The organism is Rhodococcus sp. MEB032 (genome assembly GCF_030208925.1).
Taxonomy (GTDB): Bacteria; Actinomycetota; Actinomycetes; order Mycobacteriales; family Mycobacteriaceae; genus Rhodococcus_F; species Rhodococcus_F qingshengii.
Map to the genome: position 1 here is coordinate 26,943 of NZ_JARVSY010000006.1, position 20,039 is coordinate 46,981.

17 protein-coding genes are annotated in these 20,039 nt (G+C 62.7%); 11 read left to right on the forward strand and 6 right to left on the reverse strand.

The features are described 5' to 3' along the window. The first annotated feature begins 90 nt into the window (after positions 1 to 90). From QRN54_RS06195 to QRN54_RS06210, 4 genes are all read left to right on the forward strand, one after another. Positions 91 to 453 carry a DUF485 domain-containing protein gene (locus QRN54_RS06195; RefSeq protein WP_003939976.1) on the forward strand — a complete coding sequence of 121 codons (363 nt, stop codon included), beginning with the start codon at positions 91 to 93 and terminating at the stop codon, positions 451 to 453. Beyond that, positions 450 to 2,087 carry a monocarboxylic acid transporter gene (locus QRN54_RS06200; protein WP_007727752.1) on the forward strand — a complete coding sequence of 546 codons (1,638 nt, stop codon included), beginning with the start codon at positions 450 to 452 and terminating at the stop codon, positions 2,085 to 2,087. The genes QRN54_RS06195 and QRN54_RS06200 overlap by 4 nt, the downstream gene beginning before the upstream one ends. A 73-nt stretch (positions 2,088 to 2,160) precedes the next feature. Next, entirely contained in the window at positions 2,161 to 2,592 is a 432-nt protein-coding gene (locus QRN54_RS06205) for a type II toxin-antitoxin system Rv0910 family toxin (RefSeq protein ID WP_285181747.1), read from the forward strand. 120 nt (positions 2,593 to 2,712) lie between these two features. Then, the gene (locus QRN54_RS06210; RefSeq protein WP_285181748.1) at positions 2,713 to 4,368 is read left to right on the forward strand and encodes a substrate-binding domain-containing protein; all 1,656 of its coding nucleotides are present in this window, start codon (positions 2,713 to 2,715) and stop codon (positions 4,366 to 4,368) included. Between the two features lies 1 nt (position 4,369). Here QRN54_RS06210 and QRN54_RS06215 read toward each other — a convergent pair whose 3' ends face one another. Further along, on the reverse strand, positions 4,370 to 5,275 hold the full coding sequence (locus tag QRN54_RS06215; protein ID WP_081558267.1) for an ABC transporter substrate-binding protein: 906 nt from the start codon (positions 5,273 to 5,275) through the stop codon (positions 4,370 to 4,372). 65 nt (positions 5,276 to 5,340) lie between these two features. Continuing rightward, positions 5,341 to 5,613, reverse strand: a complete 273-nt coding sequence (locus QRN54_RS06220; protein WP_037128762.1) for a WhiB family transcriptional regulator — start codon at positions 5,611 to 5,613, stop codon at positions 5,341 to 5,343. 115 nt (positions 5,614 to 5,728) lie between these two features. Here QRN54_RS06220 and QRN54_RS06225 point away from each other — a divergent pair, with 115 nt between their 5' ends. Further along, positions 5,729 to 8,011 carry an ATP-dependent DNA ligase gene (locus QRN54_RS06225; protein WP_003940540.1) on the forward strand — a complete coding sequence of 761 codons (2,283 nt, stop codon included), beginning with the start codon at positions 5,729 to 5,731 and terminating at the stop codon, positions 8,009 to 8,011. On the opposite strand, the gene QRN54_RS06230 is transcribed toward QRN54_RS06225, so the two are convergent. Further along, positions 7,911 to 9,452, reverse strand: coding sequence for an MFS transporter (locus tag QRN54_RS06230; protein WP_285181750.1), 1,542 nt, complete (start codon positions 9,450 to 9,452; stop codon positions 7,911 to 7,913). The two genes, QRN54_RS06225 and QRN54_RS06230, sit on opposite strands and share 101 nt — an antisense overlap. 77 nt (positions 9,453 to 9,529) lie before the next feature. Between QRN54_RS06230 and QRN54_RS06235 the strand changes: the two genes are divergently transcribed. Then, positions 9,530 to 10,177: a TetR/AcrR family transcriptional regulator gene (locus QRN54_RS06235; protein ID WP_285181751.1), complete on the forward strand. Its 648-nt coding sequence runs from the start codon at positions 9,530 to 9,532 to the stop codon at positions 10,175 to 10,177. Positions 10,178 to 10,181: 4 nt separating this feature from the next. Here QRN54_RS06235 and QRN54_RS06240 read toward each other — a convergent pair whose 3' ends face one another. Continuing rightward, a complete protein-coding gene (locus QRN54_RS06240) occupies positions 10,182 to 10,904 on the reverse strand; it encodes a MerR family transcriptional regulator (protein WP_064443874.1) in 723 nt (240 codons plus the stop codon). A gap of 108 nt (positions 10,905 to 11,012) precedes the next feature. Between QRN54_RS06240 and QRN54_RS06245 the strand changes: the two genes are divergently transcribed. Next, complete coding sequence (locus tag QRN54_RS06245) at positions 11,013 to 12,236, forward strand: erythromycin esterase family protein (RefSeq protein ID WP_007727728.1); 1,224 nt, start codon at positions 11,013 to 11,015, stop codon at positions 12,234 to 12,236. A gap of 5 nt (positions 12,237 to 12,241) precedes the next feature. Here QRN54_RS06245 and QRN54_RS06250 read toward each other — a convergent pair whose 3' ends face one another. Next, positions 12,242 to 13,351, reverse strand: a complete 1,110-nt coding sequence (locus QRN54_RS06250) for a serine hydrolase domain-containing protein (RefSeq protein ID WP_285181752.1) — start codon at positions 13,349 to 13,351, stop codon at positions 12,242 to 12,244. A gap of 249 nt (positions 13,352 to 13,600) precedes the next feature. Between QRN54_RS06250 and QRN54_RS06255 the strand changes: the two genes are divergently transcribed. The 4 genes from QRN54_RS06255 to QRN54_RS06270 all read left to right on the forward strand — a co-directional run bounded on the left by QRN54_RS06255 (position 13,601) and on the right by QRN54_RS06270 (position 17,489). After that, on the forward strand, positions 13,601 to 14,134 hold the full coding sequence (locus QRN54_RS06255) for an NlpC/P60 family protein (RefSeq protein ID WP_020970417.1): 534 nt from the start codon (positions 13,601 to 13,603) through the stop codon (positions 14,132 to 14,134). A 65-nt stretch (positions 14,135 to 14,199) separates the two neighbouring features. Next, positions 14,200 to 14,886 carry a response regulator transcription factor gene (locus tag QRN54_RS06260; RefSeq protein WP_285181753.1) on the forward strand — a complete coding sequence of 229 codons (687 nt, stop codon included), beginning with the start codon at positions 14,200 to 14,202 and terminating at the stop codon, positions 14,884 to 14,886. Continuing rightward, positions 14,883 to 15,878: a HAMP domain-containing sensor histidine kinase gene (locus QRN54_RS06265; RefSeq protein WP_007727705.1), complete on the forward strand. Its 996-nt coding sequence runs from the start codon at positions 14,883 to 14,885 to the stop codon at positions 15,876 to 15,878. The genes QRN54_RS06260 and QRN54_RS06265 overlap by 4 nt, the downstream gene beginning before the upstream one ends. A 108-nt stretch (positions 15,879 to 15,986) precedes the next feature. Then, complete coding sequence (locus tag QRN54_RS06270; RefSeq protein WP_350318869.1) at positions 15,987 to 17,489, forward strand: DUF4153 domain-containing protein; 1,503 nt, start codon at positions 15,987 to 15,989, stop codon at positions 17,487 to 17,489. A gap of 73 nt (positions 17,490 to 17,562) precedes the next feature. On the opposite strand, the gene QRN54_RS06275 is transcribed toward QRN54_RS06270, so the two are convergent. Continuing rightward, entirely contained in the window at positions 17,563 to 19,899 is a 2,337-nt protein-coding gene (locus QRN54_RS06275) for an arylsulfatase (RefSeq protein WP_285181754.1), read from the reverse strand. Positions 19,900 to 20,039: the final 140 nt, after the last annotated feature.

A 20,039-nucleotide genomic window follows, 5' to 3' on the forward strand; every position in this document is an offset into this window, starting at 1 on the left:
GTGTGACTGGCGCCACAGCGTCTTCATGTGACTCCGATCTCACTAACGTCTGTGCGTAGTTCACTTCACACGCGAGGCGAGGAGCCGGCAGTGTCCACAGCAGAAATCAGTGAGGGGTCGCCGCAAGAGCGACGCACCCCGGATGCCCAGGCATTCATAGACATGCAAGCGAGTCCCGAATTCCAGGAACTCCGAACGCGTCTGCGCAAGTTCGTTTTCCCCATCACTGCATTCTTCCTGCTCTGGTATGCGGTGTACGTCGTCCTGGCTACCTATGCCCACGACTTCATGGCCACCAAGGTCCTCGGCAACATCAATCTCGGCATCATCCTCGGCCTCGGGCAATTCGTCACGACCTTCGCCATCACCGCGTGGTACGTGAAGTTCGCCGGTCGTGAGCTCGATCCCCGCTCCGCCGCCATCCGTGAAGAACTGGAAGGTCCCGCACAGTGATCACCACACTCGCCGCGTCCGGAACGGACGTAGGAAACCCAGCCTTCAACATCGCGATCTTCCTTGCGTTTGTCGTCGTGACCATGACGCTGGTGATCCGCGCCAGCCGGACCACCAAGAAGGCGTCCGACTTCTACACCGGTGGTGGGCAGTTCACCGGCCCGCAGAACGGGTTCGCCATCGCCGGTGACTACCTCTCGGCGGCATCGTTCCTCGGTATCGCAGGTGCGATCGCCGTGTACGGCTACGACGGCTTCCTGTACTCCATCGGCTTCCTTGTCGCCTGGTTGGTTGCACTGCTCCTGGTCGCCGAATTGCTCAGGAACACGGGCAGATTCACGATGGCCGACGTGCTGAGCTTCCGACTCAAGCAGCGTCCGGTGCGCATGGCGGCGGCCCTGTCCACTCTGGCCGTTTCCCTCTTCTATCTTCTTGCCCAGATGGCCGGCGCCGGTGGACTTGTCGCGCTGCTGCTCAACATCGACGGCAAGGTGGGACAGTCGATCGTCGTCGCGATCGTGGGTGTGCTGATGATCGTGTACGTCTTGGTCGGCGGCATGAAGGGCACCACCTACGTACAGATGGTCAAGGCAGTTCTGCTGGTTGCCGGAGCCGGAATCATGTTCGTACTCGTTCTGTGGGCAGTGCGCGGCAACTTCTCTCAGTTGCTCGCCAATGCGCAGGACATGGTCAACAGTTCCACCACCAAGGGTGTGCAGGGACGCGACATCCTCGGGCCCGGTGCCAAGTACGGTCTTTCCGGAATGACGAAGCTCGACTTCATCTCTCTCGGAATCGCTTTGGTGCTCGGCACGGCGGGCCTGCCGCACGTGCTGATGCGCTTCTACACGGTGCCCACTGCCAAGGAAGCTCGCCGCTCGGTGACCTGGGCGATCGCGCTGATCGGTGCCTTCTACCTGTTCACACTGGTTCTCGGCTACGGCGCGGCCAGCATGGTCGGACCGGACAAGATCTTGGCAGCGCCTGGTAAGGAGAACGCGGCCGCTCCGCTTCTCGCCTTCGAGCTCGGTGGCACCATCTTTCTCGGCATCATCTCCGCGGTGGCGTTCGCGACCATCCTCGCCGTCGTTGCCGGTCTCGCGATCACTGCTTCGGCGTCGTTCGCTCACGACATCTACGCCAGTGTCATCAAGCGCGGCAACGCAACCGAGGAGCAGCAGGTTCGAGTTTCTCGAATCACCGTCGTGGTCATCGGACTCGTCTCCATCGTTCTCGGCATCATGGCGATGGGGCAGAACATCGCCTTCCTGGTGGCTCTCGCCTTCGCAGTGGCGGCCTCGGCGAACCTGCCCACCCTGCTCTACTCGTTGTTCTGGAAGAAGTTCAACACCACCGGTGCGCTCTTCAGCATCTACGGCGGTTTGATCAGCTGCTTGACGCTGATCGTGTTCTCCCCGGCAGTGTCGGGCAAGCCGTCGTCGATGTTCCCGAACTCCGACTTCGCCTGGTTCCCGCTCTCGAACCCCGGCATCGTCTCGATTCCGCTGGCATTCGTCCTCGGCATCGTCGGTACGTACATCGGACGTAACAAGATCGAAGATCCGGCAAAGCAGGCGGAGATGGAAGTTCGCTCCCTCACCGGCGTCGGCGTCGAAAAGGCTGTCAGCCACTAAGAGGGGCAAAGCCCCGTGCGTCTTTCTGGTACCTCTGGTTACGGAAAAGGCGCACGGGGCTTATTGTTCTGCCATGGCAAAGCTCACAGTGAAAATCGACGTTCCGCTTCCTCCTCAGGAAGTGTGGGACAAGGCGTCCGATCTCAGTGGATACGAAAACTGGCTCGTGGTTCACGACGGATGGCGCAGTGAACTTCCCGAACAACTGGGTGTCGGCACCGAGATCAGCTCGATCGTGACTGTGAAGGGCCTGCGCAACCGCGTTCGGTGGACCATCAAGAAGTACGACGTCCCGAAGGCGATCTCGCTCAAGGGAGACGGCAAGGGCGGGGTCAAGCTCGGTCTCGAACTCGACGTCAAGGCAAAGGGCGACGGGTCGGAACTCGCGCTGACAGTCGAGTTGGGCGGCGCGCCGTTGTTCGGCCCGATCGGTTCGAGTGTGGCGCGGGCGCTCAAAGGCGATGTGGAGAAGTCGCTGGCCCAGTTTGTCCAGATCTACACCTAAGTTGTGGAGATTTCCACATCGAGCTACTTTACCGCTAACGTGAGTTAGGATTCTTTTCGGCGGGATAAACCGGGCATCGGTTGGTTATTGATGCGGGTCCCGCCGGAAAGGATTCGATCAATGTCGTCTCGTCATGGGTACGGCGCACCACCTGCGTCCATGCCTCGATCCGTGCAGGTTCTGATCGGACTCTTGGCAGTAGTCGCAGTCGGTGGAACCGCAGCATTCGCCGTGACGTTCAAAAGCGTCAGCGACAAGGGAGAACTCGGTGCGAGTGCTGTCACAGCTGCGACGGCAACCAGCTGTGAGAACCCGGAAACCGTGACCGTGGCCGCCGATCCGTCGATCGCCTCGGGACTCGAAGCTGTCGCCGCTGCCATCCCCGCTACGGAACTCGGGTGCAGCTCGCTCAGCGTGACGCCGCAAGATCCCGTGCTCACCGTCGCGGCGATCGCCGACGGTTCGGCACCCGCACTGTGGATCCCTGATTCGAGCGAATGGTTGGACAAGGTTTCGGCTAGCGGGCAGGAGATTCGCCGGATCAGCAATTCGGTCGCGTCCACCCCTGTTGTCACTGTCTCGGCGCCGGGTAGCGAGGCACCCGCCGCTTGGACGGATGTCCTCGGCGCTCCAGCACTGCACATCGGCGATCCCCTCACCAGTGCCGTCTCCAGCGCACCGATCGTGGCAGCCTTTGCCGAGACCCAGTCGCGGGGCGCTGACCTCACGTCCATTTCGGCAGCCCTGGTCCCGGTGGCGCAAGCGCAGTACGGAAATCTGAAGGAAACCGGTTCCACCGGACGCATCCAAACCGTGGACGCGGACGGCGGGACCGCGGTGACGACCGAGCAGACCTTCGAGGCTTATCTCGCCGCACATGCGGACAGTCGACTCACCGCGTCGGTACCGTCGTCCGGTTCGGTCTTCATGGACTACCCGATGGCAAGTGTGGGTGCAGACTCGTCGGCGGCGGTCGACGCCGGCAAACTGCTGGCGGCAGCGCTGACATCGGACACCGGGCGCTCCGTACTTGCCGGCCTCGGGTTCCGCGGCGCGGATCAGGCCCCGCCGGTCGCCGGTGGAGTGGGAAAAGTTGGCTCGCTGGTGCCGTCCGATCCGACTGTGGTCACCAAAGCGCTTGCGCGGTACGAGATTCTGTCCAGGCCTTCCCGTGCACTGGCAGTTGTCGACGTCTCGGGGTCCATGGACTACATGCAGGACGGGGTCACTCGAATGGCCGCGACTGCACAGGCCGGTGACATTGCGATCCGAATGTTTCCCGCCAACGCACAATTGGGTCTCTGGGCATTCTCCGTAGACCTCGGCGAGGGCACGGACTACCGCGAACTCGAACCTGTCGCCCGTATGGATGCAACTGAAGGCGACACGGATCATCGGAGCAAACTGCTGTCTCGGATCGACAGCCTCTCTTCGATCGTCGGCGGCGGAACAGGTTTGTACGACAGCGTTCTCGCCGCGTATCGGTCCATGCAACAGACCTACGATCCGGCCTCGATCAATTCGGTGATTCTACTGACCGACGGTGCGAACGATGATCCGTCGAGTATCTCGCTGCAGGAACTTCTCGACACCCTGACTCGCGAGCAGGACCCGACGCGGCCGGTACCGATCATCACCATCGGTGTCACCGATGACGCCGATACCGATGTGCTCGAGCAGATTTCGGCTCTCACCGGCGGCAACAGCCACTTCGCTCCGACACCGGCAGACATCCCGAAGGTCTTCGTCGGCGCGATCAGTGGGCGCGCCGGCTGAACTACTCGAGGACTGGCGCGTCGGCGCTGTCCGTGATCCATTCGGTTGCGAGTCTCTCGAGGGTGCCGTCGGCGTAGAGCGCATCCACGGCGGCAGAGACGCACGCCGTCAGAGGACTGTTCTTCTCGAGCACGAACCCGAAGAATTCGGTGACCGCGTTGGGCCGCGGAAACTGACCCACGATGACCGACCCGGGCAGTTCGTTCTCGGTGATGTGAAATCCGGTCGGGATGTCGACGACCAATGCGTCGATCTCGCCCGCGGCCAGCGCAGCTTTCGCGTCGTCCGTGGTCGCGAACTCGCGTGGCGCAGTGGTCGGAACAATCGTGTCGGTGATCGCCGCGAGGCTGGTGGAACCGGTCTGAGCGCCCAAACGGTAGCCGGCCAGATCCGCAAGATTCTTTGCCTCAGCGGCTTTGCTCCCGCGCGAGGCGATCACCGACTGCGCCACTGCGTAATACGGCGAGCTGAAGTCGACGTTCTCGCGGCGATCCCCGGAAACCGTGAACTGATTGACGTCGAAGTCGAAATCCTTGGGGCCTGGTTTCAGTGCGTCGTTGAAGGCGACCGTGGTGAAGCGAACCTGGTCGGCGTTGTACCCGAGTTTGTCGACGACGGCCCGGGCCACCGCCCCCTCGAAGCCCTTGCCGTTGGACGGAGTGTTGTCGACGAACCACGGCGCGTACGCCGGCGAATCGGTGGCGATGGTCAAGACACCGTCTTCGAGGGTGGTCCCGCTCTGGGGTCCGCACTTGTCCACGGCAGTGGTCGAGGGCAGTTTGGTGAATGCCTCGGGAACCGTGGTCGTGGTGTCCGCTGCCGCAGGTGCCTCCGGCTGCGACGAACACGAGCCCAACAAGATCGAGGAAGCGAAGATCGCGGTCACGGCAACAGCGCGTCGTGTCATAGGCACAAGGCCATCTTGCCTGTTTGTCCGGTACGGACGTGACGGGGGTCTCGTGTGAGCGGAGTTCACGCAGCTGAGCGTCGTAGTGCAAGGCGCTCCGACGGTGTCGTCCCACCCCATACTCCGTGTGGTTCAGCGGTGTCGAGTGCAAACGTCAGGCAGTCCCGAATGACCGGGCAGCGGAAGCACACCTGCTTGGCGGAATTTTCCCGTGCAGCCCGATTGCGTCCGCGCTCTTCACCCGGCGAATAGAACACCGCCGGGTCCACTGTTTTACAGGTGGCGAACATCCGCCAGTTGTTGTCCACCAACGGCTCCACGGAACTGCGAACTGTCATCGTGGTCTCCTCTCCCATCGAGAATCCAGTCTTGCCCGTGGCCTGGCGCAGCGGCAGGTTTCCGATCCATCAGATTTCTACTGCCAGACGCAGCGCTATCCAGCACAATGAGGAGATGGCAACGACGGATCGGGGTCAGATCACTCTCGACGGCACAACCGTGTCCGTGACCAATCTGGGCAAGATTCTCTACCCCGAGAGCGGCACCACGAAGGCCGAAGTCATCGACTACTACACCCGTATCGCCGCAGTCATGCTTCCGCATGTCGTCGGTAGACCGGGTACTCGAAAGCGTTGGCCCAATGGCGTGGACGGTCAGTCCTTCTTCGAGAAGAACCTTGCGTCGTCTGCCCCGCAGTGGCTCACGCGTGCGTCGCTGCAACATTCTGATCGTGTCGTCACTTACCCGGTCTTCGATTCCGTTGCATCCCTGGCGTGGCTGGGGCAACAGGCGGCACTCGAATTACACGTTCCCCAATGGCGATTCGACGGTTCCGAGCGTGGTCCGGCGACACGACTGGTATTCGATCTCGACCCGGGCGAAGGCGTCGGATTGACCGAGTGCGCCGAGGTGGCGAGGTCGATTCGAGATCTGGTCGCAACTCTGGGGTGGACTGCCTATCCGGTAACCAGTGGTAGCAAGGGAATTCACCTCTACGTTCCACTGGATCGAGCCTTGGACGGCAGCGGTGCGTCGACTGTCGCCAAGCAGATCGCCACCGGACTCGAGAAGCTTCACCCGGATCTCGTCACCGCGACGATGGCTCGAAATGTGCGGGCAGGCAAGATTTTCGTGGACTGGAGTCAGAACAACGCAGCCAAGACAACCATTGCGCCGTACTCGATGCGCGGTCGCGATCAACCCTATGTTGCCGCGCCGCGCAGTTGGGACGAACTCGACGATCCGAAACTACGACATCTGTTGTTCGACGAGGTTCTGGAGCGCGTCGAATCCGATGGTGATCTGCTGGGCGATCTGGATCCGCCGGTCTCGGCGGCTGTAGCCGACACGTTGACGCACTATCGCAACAAGCGGTCGGCCGACCGGACGCCGGAGCCGATCCCTGCTGCGGTGACCAAGGAGACAGCGGGCAATACCTTTGTGATTCAGGAACATCACGCCAGACGATTGCATTACGACGTTCGGCTGGAGCGGGATGGTGTGCTAGTGTCCTGGGCTGTTCCGAAGGGCGTACCGACCAGTGCCGGAGAGAATCGGTTGGCCGTGCACACCGAGGATCACCCGCTCGAGTACGCCACGTTCTCGGGCACGATTCCGAAGGGGGAGTACGGCGGCGGTTCGATGACGATCTGGGATTCCGGGACGTACGAGACCGAGAAGTGGCGTGAAGACGAGGTGATCGTGCGCCTCAGTGGGAAACGGGTGCAGGGACGCTTCGCGCTGATCCGGACGAAGGGTGACCAGTGGTTGATGCATCTGATGAAGGATCAGAACGCGAGCTTCGGAACGGAGTTTCCGAAGAATCTCGAGCCGATGCTTGCCACCGCTGGAACGCTCGAAGGTCTCGACTCGCAGGAGTGGGCTTTCGAAGGTAAGTGGGACGGGATTCGAGTGATTCTCGAATATCATTCGGGCACAATGTCACTTCGCAGTCGCGCGGGTAACGACAAGACCGGGGACTATCCCTCCCTTGCCGGGTTGGCCGAGGTGCTGGACGGCCATGACGTGGTTCTCGACGGTGAAGTGGTGGCGTACAACGACGCGGGGGTCACCGATTTCGGTCTTCTCCAGCGAGGTGGGGAGCCGGTGTTCCTGGCCTTCGATCTTCTGTACCTCGACGGAGTGTCTTTGCTGCGGAAATCCTACTCGGACCGGCGCACCGTGTTGAATGCGTTGGCGGGCAAGGTCGGTGAGCTCGAGGTACCTCCACAGATCGAGGGCACGGCGGAGAACGCGTTGGAGGTGAGTACCGATGCCGGATGGGAAGGGATTGTCGCCAAACGTCGTGCATCGGTCTACCTTCCGGGGCGGCGTGGGTCGAGTTGGATCAAGGTGAAGAACTGGCGCACTCAAGAGGTGGTGATCGGAGGGTGGCGCACCGGGCAGGGCAATCGAGCACAGGGGATCGGGGCGCTGCTCATGGGAATTCCGGGTGAGGATGGATTGACCTACGTTGGGCGCGTCGGTACCGGCTTCAGTGATCGCGACTTGGAGTCTTTACTTGCGACACTGGAACCGCTGCGTCAGAAGGAAAGTCCGTTCGGGGAGGAACTTCCAGCAGATGACCGCAAGGGTGCGGTGTGGGTGAGGCCGGAACTCGTCGGTGAGGTGCGGTTCATGGATTGGACGAAGACCGAGCGTCTGCGTCATCCGAGTTGGCGAGGTCTGCGGGAGGACAAGAAACCGGGCGACGTGGTGCGGGAAACAGTGCAATGACGGCCAACGCACCGACGAACGCGACTGCGGCACAGATTTGGATTCCGGTACTCATCGCCGAGGTGTAAGCCTGGTTCGCTGCGTCGGTCAAGGCACTCGCGGGGGGAGCGCCGGCATGGATCTGCGCCGGATCGGCTGTGGAAGTGCCGACTCCGGGTTCGAAGCGGGACCGGAAAACGGTGGCTACGACCGTCCCGATGACGGCGACGCCCAGAACTCCACCCAACTCTCGCACGACGCTGTTGATCGAACTGGCCATCGAAGCCTGCTGGGGCGCAACCGAAGACATCGACGTGGTTGTGGCCGGAGCCATGACCAACCCCATCCCCGCGCCGACCAGTGCCATGATCGCAGCCAGGATTCCGAACGGTGCGTACCTATCTGCTGCGATCGACAGGACCAACAGTCCCGCGGACATGACTGCGAGACCGGTCGCGATCGAACTGCGCACGCCGAATCGGCCGACCATACGATCGCTGCTGGAGGCGACAGTCGCCATCACTATCGCAAACGGAACTGCACCGACGCCGGCGACCAATGGACCGTAACCACGAACTAATTGGAGGTATTGCGTGTACGTGAAGAGAACTCCGAAAAGGGCGAAGAATGTTACGGCCAAGATGGCATTGGAGGTGCTGAACACTCGACTGGTGAAGATGCGCACGTCGGTCATCGGTGCCGAGGCCCGCAGCTCCCACCAGACGAATCCGGCGAGAAGTGCTGTTGCGCTGACGATCTCCAGCACCGTGACGGGCGACGACCATCCGCGAAGGCTTGCCTGGGTGAGGGCATCCACGATCAAAGCCAGTCCGCCGGCGGACAGCAGGAGTCCGGGGATGTCGAACGAACCCTTCGTGATCCCTCTTGCCGGGGGCACAAGAAAAACCGTCGCGGCGATCACACCGGCGACCAGTGGGACGTTTATCCAGAAGACGCTTCCCCAACTGAAATGTTCGAGAAGTACGCCACCGGCCACGGGGCCGATCGCGATTCCCAGTCCGGCGGTTGCAGACCAGATTCCTATCGCCCGGCCTCTCTCCTGCGGGGCGAACATCGAGACGACAAGTGACAGCGTCGCCGGCATGACCAGTGCGGCGGCTGCCCCCATCACTGTTCTCCATCCGATCAGCTGCATTGACGTGTGAGAGAGGGCAGCGAAGGCTGACCCGAGGGCGAACAAGGTGAGGCCGGTCAGAAGTATCCGACGGTGACCGAATCTCGCGCCGAGTCCACCTGCCGTGATGAGCAAGGCGGCGAACGCCAATGTGTATGCGTTGGTGATCCATTGCAGGTCGACGGTGGTCGCCCGCAGTTCGCGGGCAAGGGTCGGGATAGCGGTGTTGAGGATGGTGTTGTCGATCGTGACTACGACGAGGGATGTGCAGAGGGCGCCCAGTGCTGCCCATCGTCGCCGGTCAGTGGGTTCGAGGGAATTCATCATGTCCTTACGAATGTAACCTTACGAATGTTTAGTGATGAGAACGTACCCCCTCGCCTTACATGTGTAAAGTTTGTCGGGTGAGTGATGTTTCCGAAGATGCCGATGAAACTGGGACGAGTGGTTCTCGGAGTACTCGCGCCCGAAATCCGAGAGGAAGCGGCGCACGGCTCCGCGGAGAGATCGTCGCCGCAGCGGCGACGCTCATCGCCCGCGCCGGATCGGATCAGGCGGTGACGCTCCGATCAGTCGCTCGCGAAGTCGGGATATCCGCACCATCTATCTACGGACACTTTTCCGATCGCGATGCCATTGTCGAAGCGGTGGTCTCCGAATCGCTGGAGCAGTTGCATCTCGCCGTGGCCGACGCCGTTTCCGCACACCCCGACCCGGTCGAGGGTCTGTATGCCGGGTGCTCGGCATACGTCGAGTTCGGCATTTCCGAGCCCGCTCGGTATCGGGTCTTGTTCGGGTGGTCCAGGCCGAAAGGTCAGTCACCACAATCGGATACGCGAGGACTGGCCGCCTTCAACACGCTGGTGACCAACCTCGACGCGTGCGTCGCCGCTGGGAGGTCGGCCAGCACAGACACTTTTGTCGATGCGGTATCGATCTGGACTTCGCTGCACGGACAGGTGATGTTGCGGGCCGATCTTCCGGAATTCCCGTGGCCGTCGACCGACACCGTCGGTGAGATGGTGAGGAGCCTTGCGCGGCTTGTGAACTGACGCCTCAACCGTTTGCTGATCGGCAACCAGGCGAGGTCTGATCCAGCATCGTGAGATAGGCATCGAGCTGAGCCGCGCCGGCGAGAAGGTTGCGACTGCGTGTGGTCAGCCGGTCCTGCCAGGATTCGAGGAACGCTGACAATGCGTCTGCTCCGCCGGCCTCGCGCAGCGAATCGAGAAACTGGGCGACTTGCGACAGCCGATAGCCACCGCGCCGCAGCTGCCGTGCGATCTCGGCGTCGCGCACACACTCCGAACCGTATTCGCGATAACCCGTTGCCTGTTCGCGCTCGGGGCGCAGGATGCCATGCTCTTCCCACGTGCGCAGTGTCGCCGGGTGAACGCCGAGACGGCGCGCCAGCTCACCCACCGTCAGCGCTGGACCGTGCACCAGTGCCGGTGCCATGGTGGACAGAGTCCCCAGCGCTGTGGCTACCTCGGTGCGAGTTTTTCGCTCGGCGAGCAGCGTCACGTGCGCACTGTCGATCAGGCGGTAGGCGGACTCGGTGTCGCCCTGGTTGGTTGCCCGCATGATTTCCGTGGCCCGCTGGTGCCCGTGACCGCCGCGCAATGCGAGGAAAGTGCGCAGGGCTTGCGCGTGCACTGGGGTGTATCGCCGGTAGCCGTAAGTGCTGCGCTCGGTCGGAGGGAGGATGCCGGCATCGTCGTAGTTGCGGATCGCCTGTGCGGACAACCCGTGTTCACGGGCAAGGTCTATGGGCCGCACTGATCACCTCCGATTGAGGCTTTTCACGTTATACCCCAGGTAATTGCCAGTAAAAGTTTAACCCGAATCTTCAACGATACTGTCGAAGGCAGTCCACCTTCGAAAGGGATGATCATGTCCACTGCCCCAGCGCTGAGTGAGTTCGGCCGCCAACTCGAAGACGCGGCAAGTCTTGGTCGTGCCGTCGACGAACTGCTCGCAGCGCGAACCGAGGTGCCGGCTCTGCTCGCTCTCGGCGAGCCGACTCATGGGATCAAGGCTTTTCCGTTGCTGCGCAACGAACTTCTCGGCCAACTGGTCGAACGAGGATATCGGTCGATCGTGCTCGAAACAGATGTCTTTGCGGCTTTGCTCGTGAACGACTACGTGAACGGGGGAGAGGCGGACATCGAGAAGGTGCTCGCCACAGGCTTCAGCCACGGATTCGGTGCGGTACCGGGAAACCGCGAACTCGTCGAATGGCTACGCGAGTACAACCACGGCCGCGCTCCGGCCGACCGAGTTCGCTTCTACGGCTTCGACGCTCCGGTGGAGTACTCCGGCGCACCGAGCCCACGTGGCGCGCTGTCTGCAGCAGGTGACTTCCTGCCCGCTGCGATGCGGCCGCACTCGTTCGACGACATCGACCTTCTGCTCGGGCAGGACCCCGACTGGACCAACCCGGCGGCGATGTTCGAACCGGCTGCGTCCGTCGGCAACTCCGATCAGGCTCGTGCCCTGCGCATCATTGCGGACGACCTCGCCAGCGTCCTGCGGCGCGCCGCACCTGTGCTGCGGCCCGCCGACCCGGGCGGATACGACCTGGCCCTCGCACACGCACGCACCGCTGTAGGTCTTCTGCGCTACCACGCCGCGATGGCGAGTTCCGCTCCTGATCGTATCGGCACTCTGCTCAGTCTCCGTGCCGAGATGATGGCCGAGAACCTGCTGGCCGTCGTCGCCCAGGAGCAGCGACGCGGGCCGATCCTGCTCTTCGCACACAATGCCCATCTCCTGCGAGTGCCGTCCGACATGCCCGTCAACGGCGACGTGGTCAGCTGGGGGAGCGCCGGCTCACTTGTCGGACTTGTCCTCGGAGAGCGCTACGTATTCGTGGCAACCGACGCCAACCCCGACAGTGATCCGGGCACTCTGCAGGGAGCGTTGGCCGATGCGACCAGTCGGCGTGCCCTGTTTCCGACCCCCGCACTTCGCGCAGCACTTGACCTGTCCGTCACCGCGGGAGAGGCGATCCTGCCAGGGCATCTGCCGCTGAAACCTTCGGAGTTGGACGGCGCCGACGCCGTCATTTTCGTCGCGGACACTGATGGAAAACGTCATCAATACTGGTAACAGCGTCAAGGGCAGAGTGCGTGCGAGAGTATCGCGACGGTGTCCGGCTGGTCCTTCGGCGTCGACGTCAGCGTCACAGTGAACGCGCGGTCCGGCGTCGCACCGGACAGTGTGTAGTACCCGTAGATCCCACCACTGTGGCCGGTATAGGTGACGCCGCAGGGAAGTTCGGTGGCGCCGACGCCCATCCCGTACCCGAGTCCCTCGGCTTCGGTGGCGGCGACCTGAGGGGTGGTCATCTCGGCAAGCTGCTCGGCCGGCACCACCCGCCCGTCGAGTAGTGCACGCCAGAAGGTGTTCAGGTCTGTGCCCGTCGAGACCATCGCTCCGGCAGCCCAGGGGATCGACGGTTCCGTGCGGGAAACGTCGGTCAGGCCACCGTCGAGATCCTGATAGCCCGTCAGGTGATCGCCCCTGATGTCGAGCTCACCGGCCGCCGGGAGGTACGTGTCTTCCAAGTCCAGCGGATCGAGTATCCGAGACCGGAGTTCATCGGCGTAGCTGCGGCCGCTCACGGATTCGACGAGCATTCCGAGAACGATGTAGTTGGTGTTGGTGTAGACGAACGACGTTCCGGGGACGAATTGCGCCGGTTTGCCGAGGGCGATGGCGACCGCGGCGGACGGCGCCAGCGTTCGGTTCTCGTTAGCTGCAATCCATTCGTCGGCGCCGGGTTCTCCGGCGAACTCGGGAAGGCCGCTGCGATGTTGCAGCAGTTGCCGCACGGTGATCGCGCTACCGTCGATGCCACTGCCGTCCATGTCACTGCTGTGCAGTAGGCCCGGGAGATACCGCTCGATCGGTGCGTCGGGGTCGACCTTGCCCTCGGCGACCAACTGCAGAACGAGCGAAGCTGTGAATGTCTTTGTCACACTTCCGATCCGGACGCGATCATTCTTGCCGATCGAATCGCCGTTGGTCCGGTTGGGCACGCCGCTGGTCATGACAGCCGTCGTGGTGCCGTCGTCGAGTGTTGCGATCGACCCGACGACTCCCGACCTGGTGAGTCCGTCGAGATCCGATTGAATCTCCACTGCGCGCTGGAGCGTCGAGCAACCGACGAGTGCCGTGGTGGCTCCGATGATGACCGCGGCGACGAGCAGGTATGGGCGCATGAGTCGAATCTATGGACCTTGTCGTGCCGCGGGATCCAGGAAATCCCCCATCATTCCCTGATCTTCTGCCAGCCCGGGACGTAGGCCCGTTTGTTCAAAACCGACAAATCGGATCAATCATTCCTGTCCGAACACCACGTCCACGCCGTTAACATCCGAACGAAGTGTTTGTTTTCACGTGTCTTACCAGTTCACGGCTATCGAGGTGCGCTGCCGCGCGCCGAAACGACTCCCACGAAGGACGGATGCATGAAGAAGTCGACACTCCGCACGGGAACGGTCGCGGCTTTGCTGACCGGAAGTGTCCTGTTGCTCTCCGCTGCCCCTGCCTCAGCCGACCCGGGAAGCCTCGGTAGCGGTGGCAGTAGCGGGAGTTCCGGAAGCTTGGGAAGCACGGGCAGCATCAGCAGCGGATCAGCCGCCCTTCCGATTCCGAGCCCGGCAGGGCTGATCGCGCTGGCAGCGGCGAGCACTCAGACCGGAAAGCCCTACCAGTGGGGCGGCGTCGGGCCGAACTCGTGGGACTGCTCCGGGCTGGTGCAATGGGCGTTTCGGCAGGCCGGAGTGAATCTGCCAAGGACCAGCCAACAGCAGGCCAACGTCGGACAGCCGGTTCCTCGGTGGGCCCTCGCGCCCGGCGACGTCATCACCTTCTACCCCGGTGCGACGCACGTCGGCATCTACGCCGGATTCGGAATGGTGTTCAACGCCTACGGAGTTGGTGTTCCGACCGGACTGACGCCGCTGGCGGATCTGCCGATCAACAACATCCGCAGGTTCTAGAACCTGCACAGAACCTTCACAAGTCCTCCCAGGTTCATCCACGAGGGCCGAATACAGTCAGTTCCATGAGTCAGCGAAGAGTGCTCGTGGTCGACGACGAGGTCAGTATCTGCGAGTCCATCGCAGCGAGGCTGCGTGCCGAGGGCTACGACGTCGAGTTGGCATTCGACGGCCCCAGCGCGGTGGCCCGCTGCGAGCAGATGGATGCCGACCTAGTGGTGCTCGACGTGATGATGCCGGGATTCGACGGCCTCGAAGTTTGCCGCCGCATCCAGGCCGTGCGCCCGGTGCCCGTGCTGATGGTGACCGCTCGCGCCGATGAAACGGACATGCTGATCGGTCTCGGCGTCGGGGCCGACGACTATCTGAGCAAGCCGTTCAGCATGCGTGTGCTCGTCGCCCGGGTGCAGGCTCTGCTTCGGCGTGCGGATCGCGCGGAGCACGCTGCTCGCCCGGTGGCCGACCTCCTCGAGTTCGGTGACGTCGTGATCGACCTGACCGAACGTCGAGTGCGCCGTGATGCGCAAGAAGTTCACCTGACTCGCACCGAATTCGATCTCATCGCCTATCTGGCGGAGCGGCCGCGAGCCGCGATCCCGCGGGAGTCGCTGCTCGAGGAGATCTGGGGCTGGGGTGAGGGAGCGGGCAGTCGGACCGTCGACAGCCACGTCAAGGCGCTGCGACGCAAGCTCGGACCTTCCGTGATCCGGACCGTTCACGGGGTCGGGTACGCCTGGGACGTGCCGCGATGAGCGTCGTCGACCGTCTTTTTGCACGGTGGCCGCGGCCGCTGGACCCGATGCGGTCCTTCAAGGTGAAGGTCGGCCTCCTGGTTGTCGCAGCACTGGTGTTCGCCGCGGGTGGTTTCTGGCTGACGTCGCAACAACCGTTTCGTTTTGCTCTACTGACGGCGTTGGTTGTCGCTCTAGGCGTTACTCAGGTGCTCGCACACGGGATGACGTCACCGCTTCGCGAGATGACGGCCGCGGCGAAGGCGATGGCGCGCGGCGACTATTCGCGGCGAGTACGAGCGACTTCCAGAGACGAAGTAGGCGAACTCGCCCATGCGTTCAATCGGATGGCCGAGGACCTCGGGGCCGACGACCGGTACCGCCGCGAGTTGATCGGCAACGTCTCCCACGAACTGCGCACGCCCATCACCGCTTTGCAAGCCATGCTCGAGAACGTCGTCGACGGTGTCGAAGAACCGGATCCGGCGATGATGAAATCGGCGCTGCGGCAAACGGAACGACTAGGCGCGCTGGTAGCCGACCTTCTCGATCTCTCGAAACTCGAGGGTGGCGCAATGCCGTTGAAACGCCGCCGTTTCGAGGTCGAGCCGTTCTTACGCGAGCTGTCGAGTGTGAGTGCGGGCGACATCGAGATAGACGTCAAGCCTCCACAATTGTCCGTGGTCGCCGATCCGGATCGCCTCCACCAGGTGGTGACCAACCTGGTGGACAATGCGGTTCAGCACGGGAACGTCGACACCAAAGTTGTCATCCGAGTACGTACCGGCAGCGCGGGGGAGTTGGTGCTCGACGTCCACGACGACGGCCCCGGCATCGAACCACAGGCCCGTGAGCGAGTGTTCGACCGCTTCATCCGCGGCGGCTCGACCGACGGAGGCACCGGACTCGGCCTCGCGATCGCGAAGTGGGCGGTCGAATTACATGACGGCAGGATTGCCGTCGTCGATGCCCCGTCGGGTTGTTGCATTCGAGTAGTGCTGCCGCAGAACTGAATCAAAGTCCCTGACGAGATCGAGAGATCTCGCGATGGCGCATGTCTTCATCGGCATTCGTCTGTACTTCCGACCCTGAAAAATTGAACCAGACACATAGGAGATCACATGAGCGCTCCGATAGTAATTCCACCGAAACCGCCGATGCCGGCCGTAAAACCCAAGCGTTCCAGCCGGTTCTGGCGTCCCGATCGCACTTCGATGGCCACCCGCTCGATGCTCCTCGGCGCGGCCGGAGTAGGGGTGCTTGCGGCCCTGATCCTCGACCCAGGGTTCGCGAGTATCGCGTACGTGATCGTGGGTGCCGGTGTGGTGATCGTCTTCGGGATTCTGACGCCGCCGCGGATGACCGTGACGCAGTGGGTCGCCGCCATCGGGATGCTCGCACTGCTGGGTGTTGCCGCCGTTCGCGGTGCGGAGTGGTTGGTGTTCCTCTGCGTCGTGGTTGCGTGGGTTCTGTTCACGTGGACTCTGATCGGCGGGCGGACGTGGACCGGAATACTTCTGGGAACGGTCGCTCCCTGGCGGGCACCGCACCGGACGGTCAACTTCGTTCGTCGTCGAAAACTTGCTACCCGCTCTGCTCCGCGGGTGCCGGCGGCGCGAGTTGTCGTCGTAAGCGCAGTATCGATTCTTCTCCTGCTGATTTTCGGATCTTTGTTCGTGAGTGCGGATCCGGAGTTCGCGAAGATCTTCGACGGCTTCGCTCCTGCCATCTCGGTGTCGAACCCGGGAGCACGGATCTTTGCCGGCGTCGTGATGGCGTTCGGCACGCTGGTTGCGGTGTATCTGCGCCGCAGAACGCCGACGGTGGACGCGTTTGCACCTGCGCAGGCGACGCCGTTGCCGCTGTGGGAGTGGGCGGTCCCGCTCGGAGTACTCAACGTGCTGTTCCTCGGTTTTGTTGCAGTACAGACGAAGACGCTGTTCGGGGGAGACGAGCACGTACAGGTGACCGATGGACTGACCTATGCGGACTATGCGCGTGAGGGTTTCTGGCAGCTCATGGCGGTTACCGTGCTGACGCTGCTCGTCATCGCCGTCGCAGTGCGGTACATCGACCGCCGCGACGCTGGATCGAGGCGTCTTGCCCGCGGACTGCTGGGTGCCCTGTGTGTTTTCAGCCTGGTGATCGTGGCGTCCGCTGTGCACCGGATGTGGTTGTACGAGAATCAGTACGGTTTCACGGTGCTCCGGGTCAGCGTCTTCGCGACCGAGCTGCTTCTTGGCTTCGTGTTCGTGTTGTTGCTCGTCGCAGGTATTCGGATGTCCGGGAAGTGGCTGCCCACAGCTGTTCTCGCCACTTCGGCCGTCGCGCTGCTGGCCTTCGCGGTGTTCAACCCCGACGCGTACATCGCGCAAAAGAACGTGGAACGGTTCGAGGGCGGCAAGAGCATCGACGTTTCCTACTTACGCGGGCTCTCCGTCGACGCGGTACCTGCCTTGGATCGTCTACCGGAACCGCAGCGTTCATGTGCCTTGAGCAGATATCGATTCGGAGTGCCGGGCACCACTGCGCCCTGGGAGTTCAACGCAGCGCGAGAGAAGGCCCGCGACATCCTGGAAGCTCGCCCGGTGGGGCCGTGCCTGCAGATGTACACGGTCGGATAGACGCAGGGCGATTGTGCAGCCGCGCGGCAGATGGCCTGCGCGGCTGCATAATCGGCGAGCGCCGCCTGGTCGATCAGTGCACGGCGAGTGAGATTTTCTCCCGTTCCTCTGCGGACACCACGTCTCGGGTGGATCGCAAGTCGACGGTCACGCTGTGGAGTTTGCCGCCGTAGCGGAACGTGCCCTTGTCCGCGAACTCTTCCGCGACCGGGCTTCCCCGGTTGATGCCGACGTCGAGCTGTTCGTTCATGCTGAAGATCGCCCGAGTGGTCTTCTCGATCCGGCCTTCGGAGACCACCTCGTCGTCGACGCTCAGGGTTGCGGTTCCACCCTTGCCGATTCCGCCGCCGTCGTACTCGAAGTGGACGGACACCTCGCGTGCATTGGGTGCCAGCGGATTGCGCCCACGCACGAAGGTCCGACCACCGCCGCTGAAGTTGTAGCAGTAGACGGGGACGGAATCGAGTATGTACAAAGCGAATCCGCCGAACCGGCCACCGAGGCTGACCAGCATGCCGTCGGCGACGCTACCCAGACTTGCGGTCAGCGTGTACGAGCGGTTGAAGAACGTCGGCGCGGCTTTCTCGACCAGACCGTTCATGTGTGGGTACAGCGTGAGGGTCTTGCGGCCCATCATCGGATGCGGGGGTCGTGATTCCGCGGTGGCGTGGCGACCGACCGTTCTGTCGTCCAGCGGCAGCACCTGATATTTGGCCGCCTCGACGAGGAACTTTTCCTTGAGCCGGGCGAGGATCTCGGGATGCTCGTCCGCGAGATCGCGGGCCTGCGACCAGTCGACCGAGGTGTCGTACAGCTCCCAACGGTCCTCGCTCATCGGTGTGAGCTCGAGGCCGTGAGTGGCCATCAGCCAGGGTGCGCGGTGGGCCGTGACTGCGGTCCAACCGTGATCGTAGATTCCGCGGTTGCCGAAGATCTCGAAATACTGTGTGGTGTGGCGCTCTTCGGCGTCGGGCTCGGCGAAGGTGTAGTTCATCGCCACGCCTTCCATCGGTTTCTGGGTGACCCCGTCGACGCTGGTCGGTGCCGGAATGCCGGCAGCTTCCAGGATTGTCGGCGTGATGTCGACGCAGTGATGCCACTGCTCCCTGATTCCTGGCTTGTCGATCCCCTTGGGCCAGTGGGCGATCAGACCGTTTCGGGTACCGCCGTAGTGGGACGCAACCTGCTTGGCCCACTGGTAAGGGGTGTCGAGAGCCAGAGCCCACGACGCCGGATAGTGCGGGTAGCTGGTTTCGGTCCCCAATTCGTCGTAGCGCGCCAGTACGTCGGATGTCGCACTCTTGTAACCGTTGAGGCCGGCGAGGTAGTTGAACGAACCCTCCATTCCGCCTTCCGCGGAAGCGCCGTTGTCACCCATCATGTAGAGCACCAGAGTGTTGTCGAGTACACCCATGTCCTGCAACCGGTCGACGAGCCTGCCTACCTCGTCGTCGGTGTGCTCGAGAAACGCCGCGTACAACTCCATCAAACGGGCCGAGACCTTCTTCTGGTCGTCGTCGAGTTCGTCCCAGTGTGGGAGCCCTGGAGCCCAGGGGGCCAATTCGGTATCAGGAGCGACGACGCCCAGTTCCTTCTGCTTTTGGAGGGTGATCTCGCGTTGGCGATCCCACCCGTGATCGAATTCGCCGACGTACTTGTTCAGGTATCGGTCCGGAACCTGGAGTGGAGCGTGGCACGCGCCGAAGGGGAGATAGCAGAACCACGGCTTGTCGGGGTCCATCGTGTTGACGCCCTCGACCCATTCGATCGCGTGGTCGACGAGATCCTCTGAGAGGTGGTAACCCTCCTGTGGTGTCTTGGGTAAGTCGACCATCGTGAAGTCCTCGTAGAGAACCGGGGTGAACTGGTCGGACTCGGCACCGAGGAAACCGTAGAACTTGTCGAAACCCTCACGGACCGGCCACCGATCGAACGGCCCGGCAGCGGTGGTCTCCCACGTCGGGGTCTGGTGCATCTTGCCGAAAGCACCTGTCGCATAGCCGTTTCCCTGTAGGACGCGTGCGACCGTGGCGGCAGAGGCGGGGCGGGTCCCGTTGTATCCCGGTGCCGCGTTGGCCATTTCGGAGATGACACCCATACCGACACTGTGGTGGTTGCGCCCGGTCAGTGTGGCGGCACGCGTCGGCGAGCACAGAGCCGTGGTGTGGAATCGGCTGTATTTCACGCCGGTTTCGGCCAAACGCTCGGCGGTGGGGGTGCGGCACGGGCCACCGAACGCGGAGGGTGCGCCGAATCCGACGTCGTCGATCATGATCAGCAGCACGTTCGGGGCCCCGGCCGGCGGGCGAAGCGGTGCCGGGCGGGTGTACGGGGGATTCTGATCGGGGTAGTACACGGCGGCCGCGACGTTCGGCGTCTCGGGAATGATCGGAATGGAATGGCGATTCACCAGCAGGCTCCTTGGCGTGTGCAAAACCGGGCGGATTAAGCAGTCGTCTTAATCTGGAGCGTATCGATCGGAATTCAGTTGGCGGCGTATGTCTCGTTGACTGGGACAACTACCCCCGTGAGTGGTTAAGGAGTCCCTGC

Excerpts from the sequence above, each read along its gene's own strand:
- QRN54_RS06205 (WP_285181747.1), top strand. The coding sequence starts at position 2,161 with ATGGCAAAGCTCACAGTGAAAATCGACGTTCCGCTTCCTCCTCAGGAA.
- QRN54_RS06210 (WP_285181748.1), top strand. The coding sequence starts at position 2,713 with ATGTCGTCTCGTCATGGGTACGGCGCACCACCTGCGTCCATGCCTCGA.
- QRN54_RS06215 (WP_081558267.1), bottom strand. The coding sequence starts at position 5,275 with ATGACACGACGCGCTGTTGCCGTGACCGCGATCTTCGCTTCCTCGATC.
- QRN54_RS06220 (WP_037128762.1), bottom strand. The coding sequence starts at position 5,613 with ATGACAGTTCGCAGTTCCGTGGAGCCGTTGGTGGACAACAACTGGCGG.
- QRN54_RS06225 (WP_003940540.1), top strand. The coding sequence starts at position 5,729 with ATGGCAACGACGGATCGGGGTCAGATCACTCTCGACGGCACAACCGTG.
- QRN54_RS06230 (WP_285181750.1), bottom strand. The coding sequence starts at position 9,452 with ATGATGAATTCCCTCGAACCCACTGACCGGCGACGATGGGCAGCACTG.
- QRN54_RS06245 (WP_007727728.1), top strand. The coding sequence starts at position 11,013 with ATGATCATGTCCACTGCCCCAGCGCTGAGTGAGTTCGGCCGCCAACTC.
- QRN54_RS06250 (WP_285181752.1), bottom strand. The coding sequence starts at position 13,351 with ATGCGCCCATACCTGCTCGTCGCCGCGGTCATCATCGGAGCCACCACG.
- QRN54_RS06255 (WP_020970417.1), top strand. The coding sequence starts at position 13,601 with ATGAAGAAGTCGACACTCCGCACGGGAACGGTCGCGGCTTTGCTGACC.
- QRN54_RS06260 (WP_285181753.1), top strand. The coding sequence starts at position 14,200 with ATGAGTCAGCGAAGAGTGCTCGTGGTCGACGACGAGGTCAGTATCTGC.
- QRN54_RS06265 (WP_007727705.1), top strand. The coding sequence starts at position 14,883 with ATGAGCGTCGTCGACCGTCTTTTTGCACGGTGGCCGCGGCCGCTGGAC.
- QRN54_RS06270 (WP_350318869.1), top strand. The coding sequence starts at position 15,987 with ATGAGCGCTCCGATAGTAATTCCACCGAAACCGCCGATGCCGGCCGTA.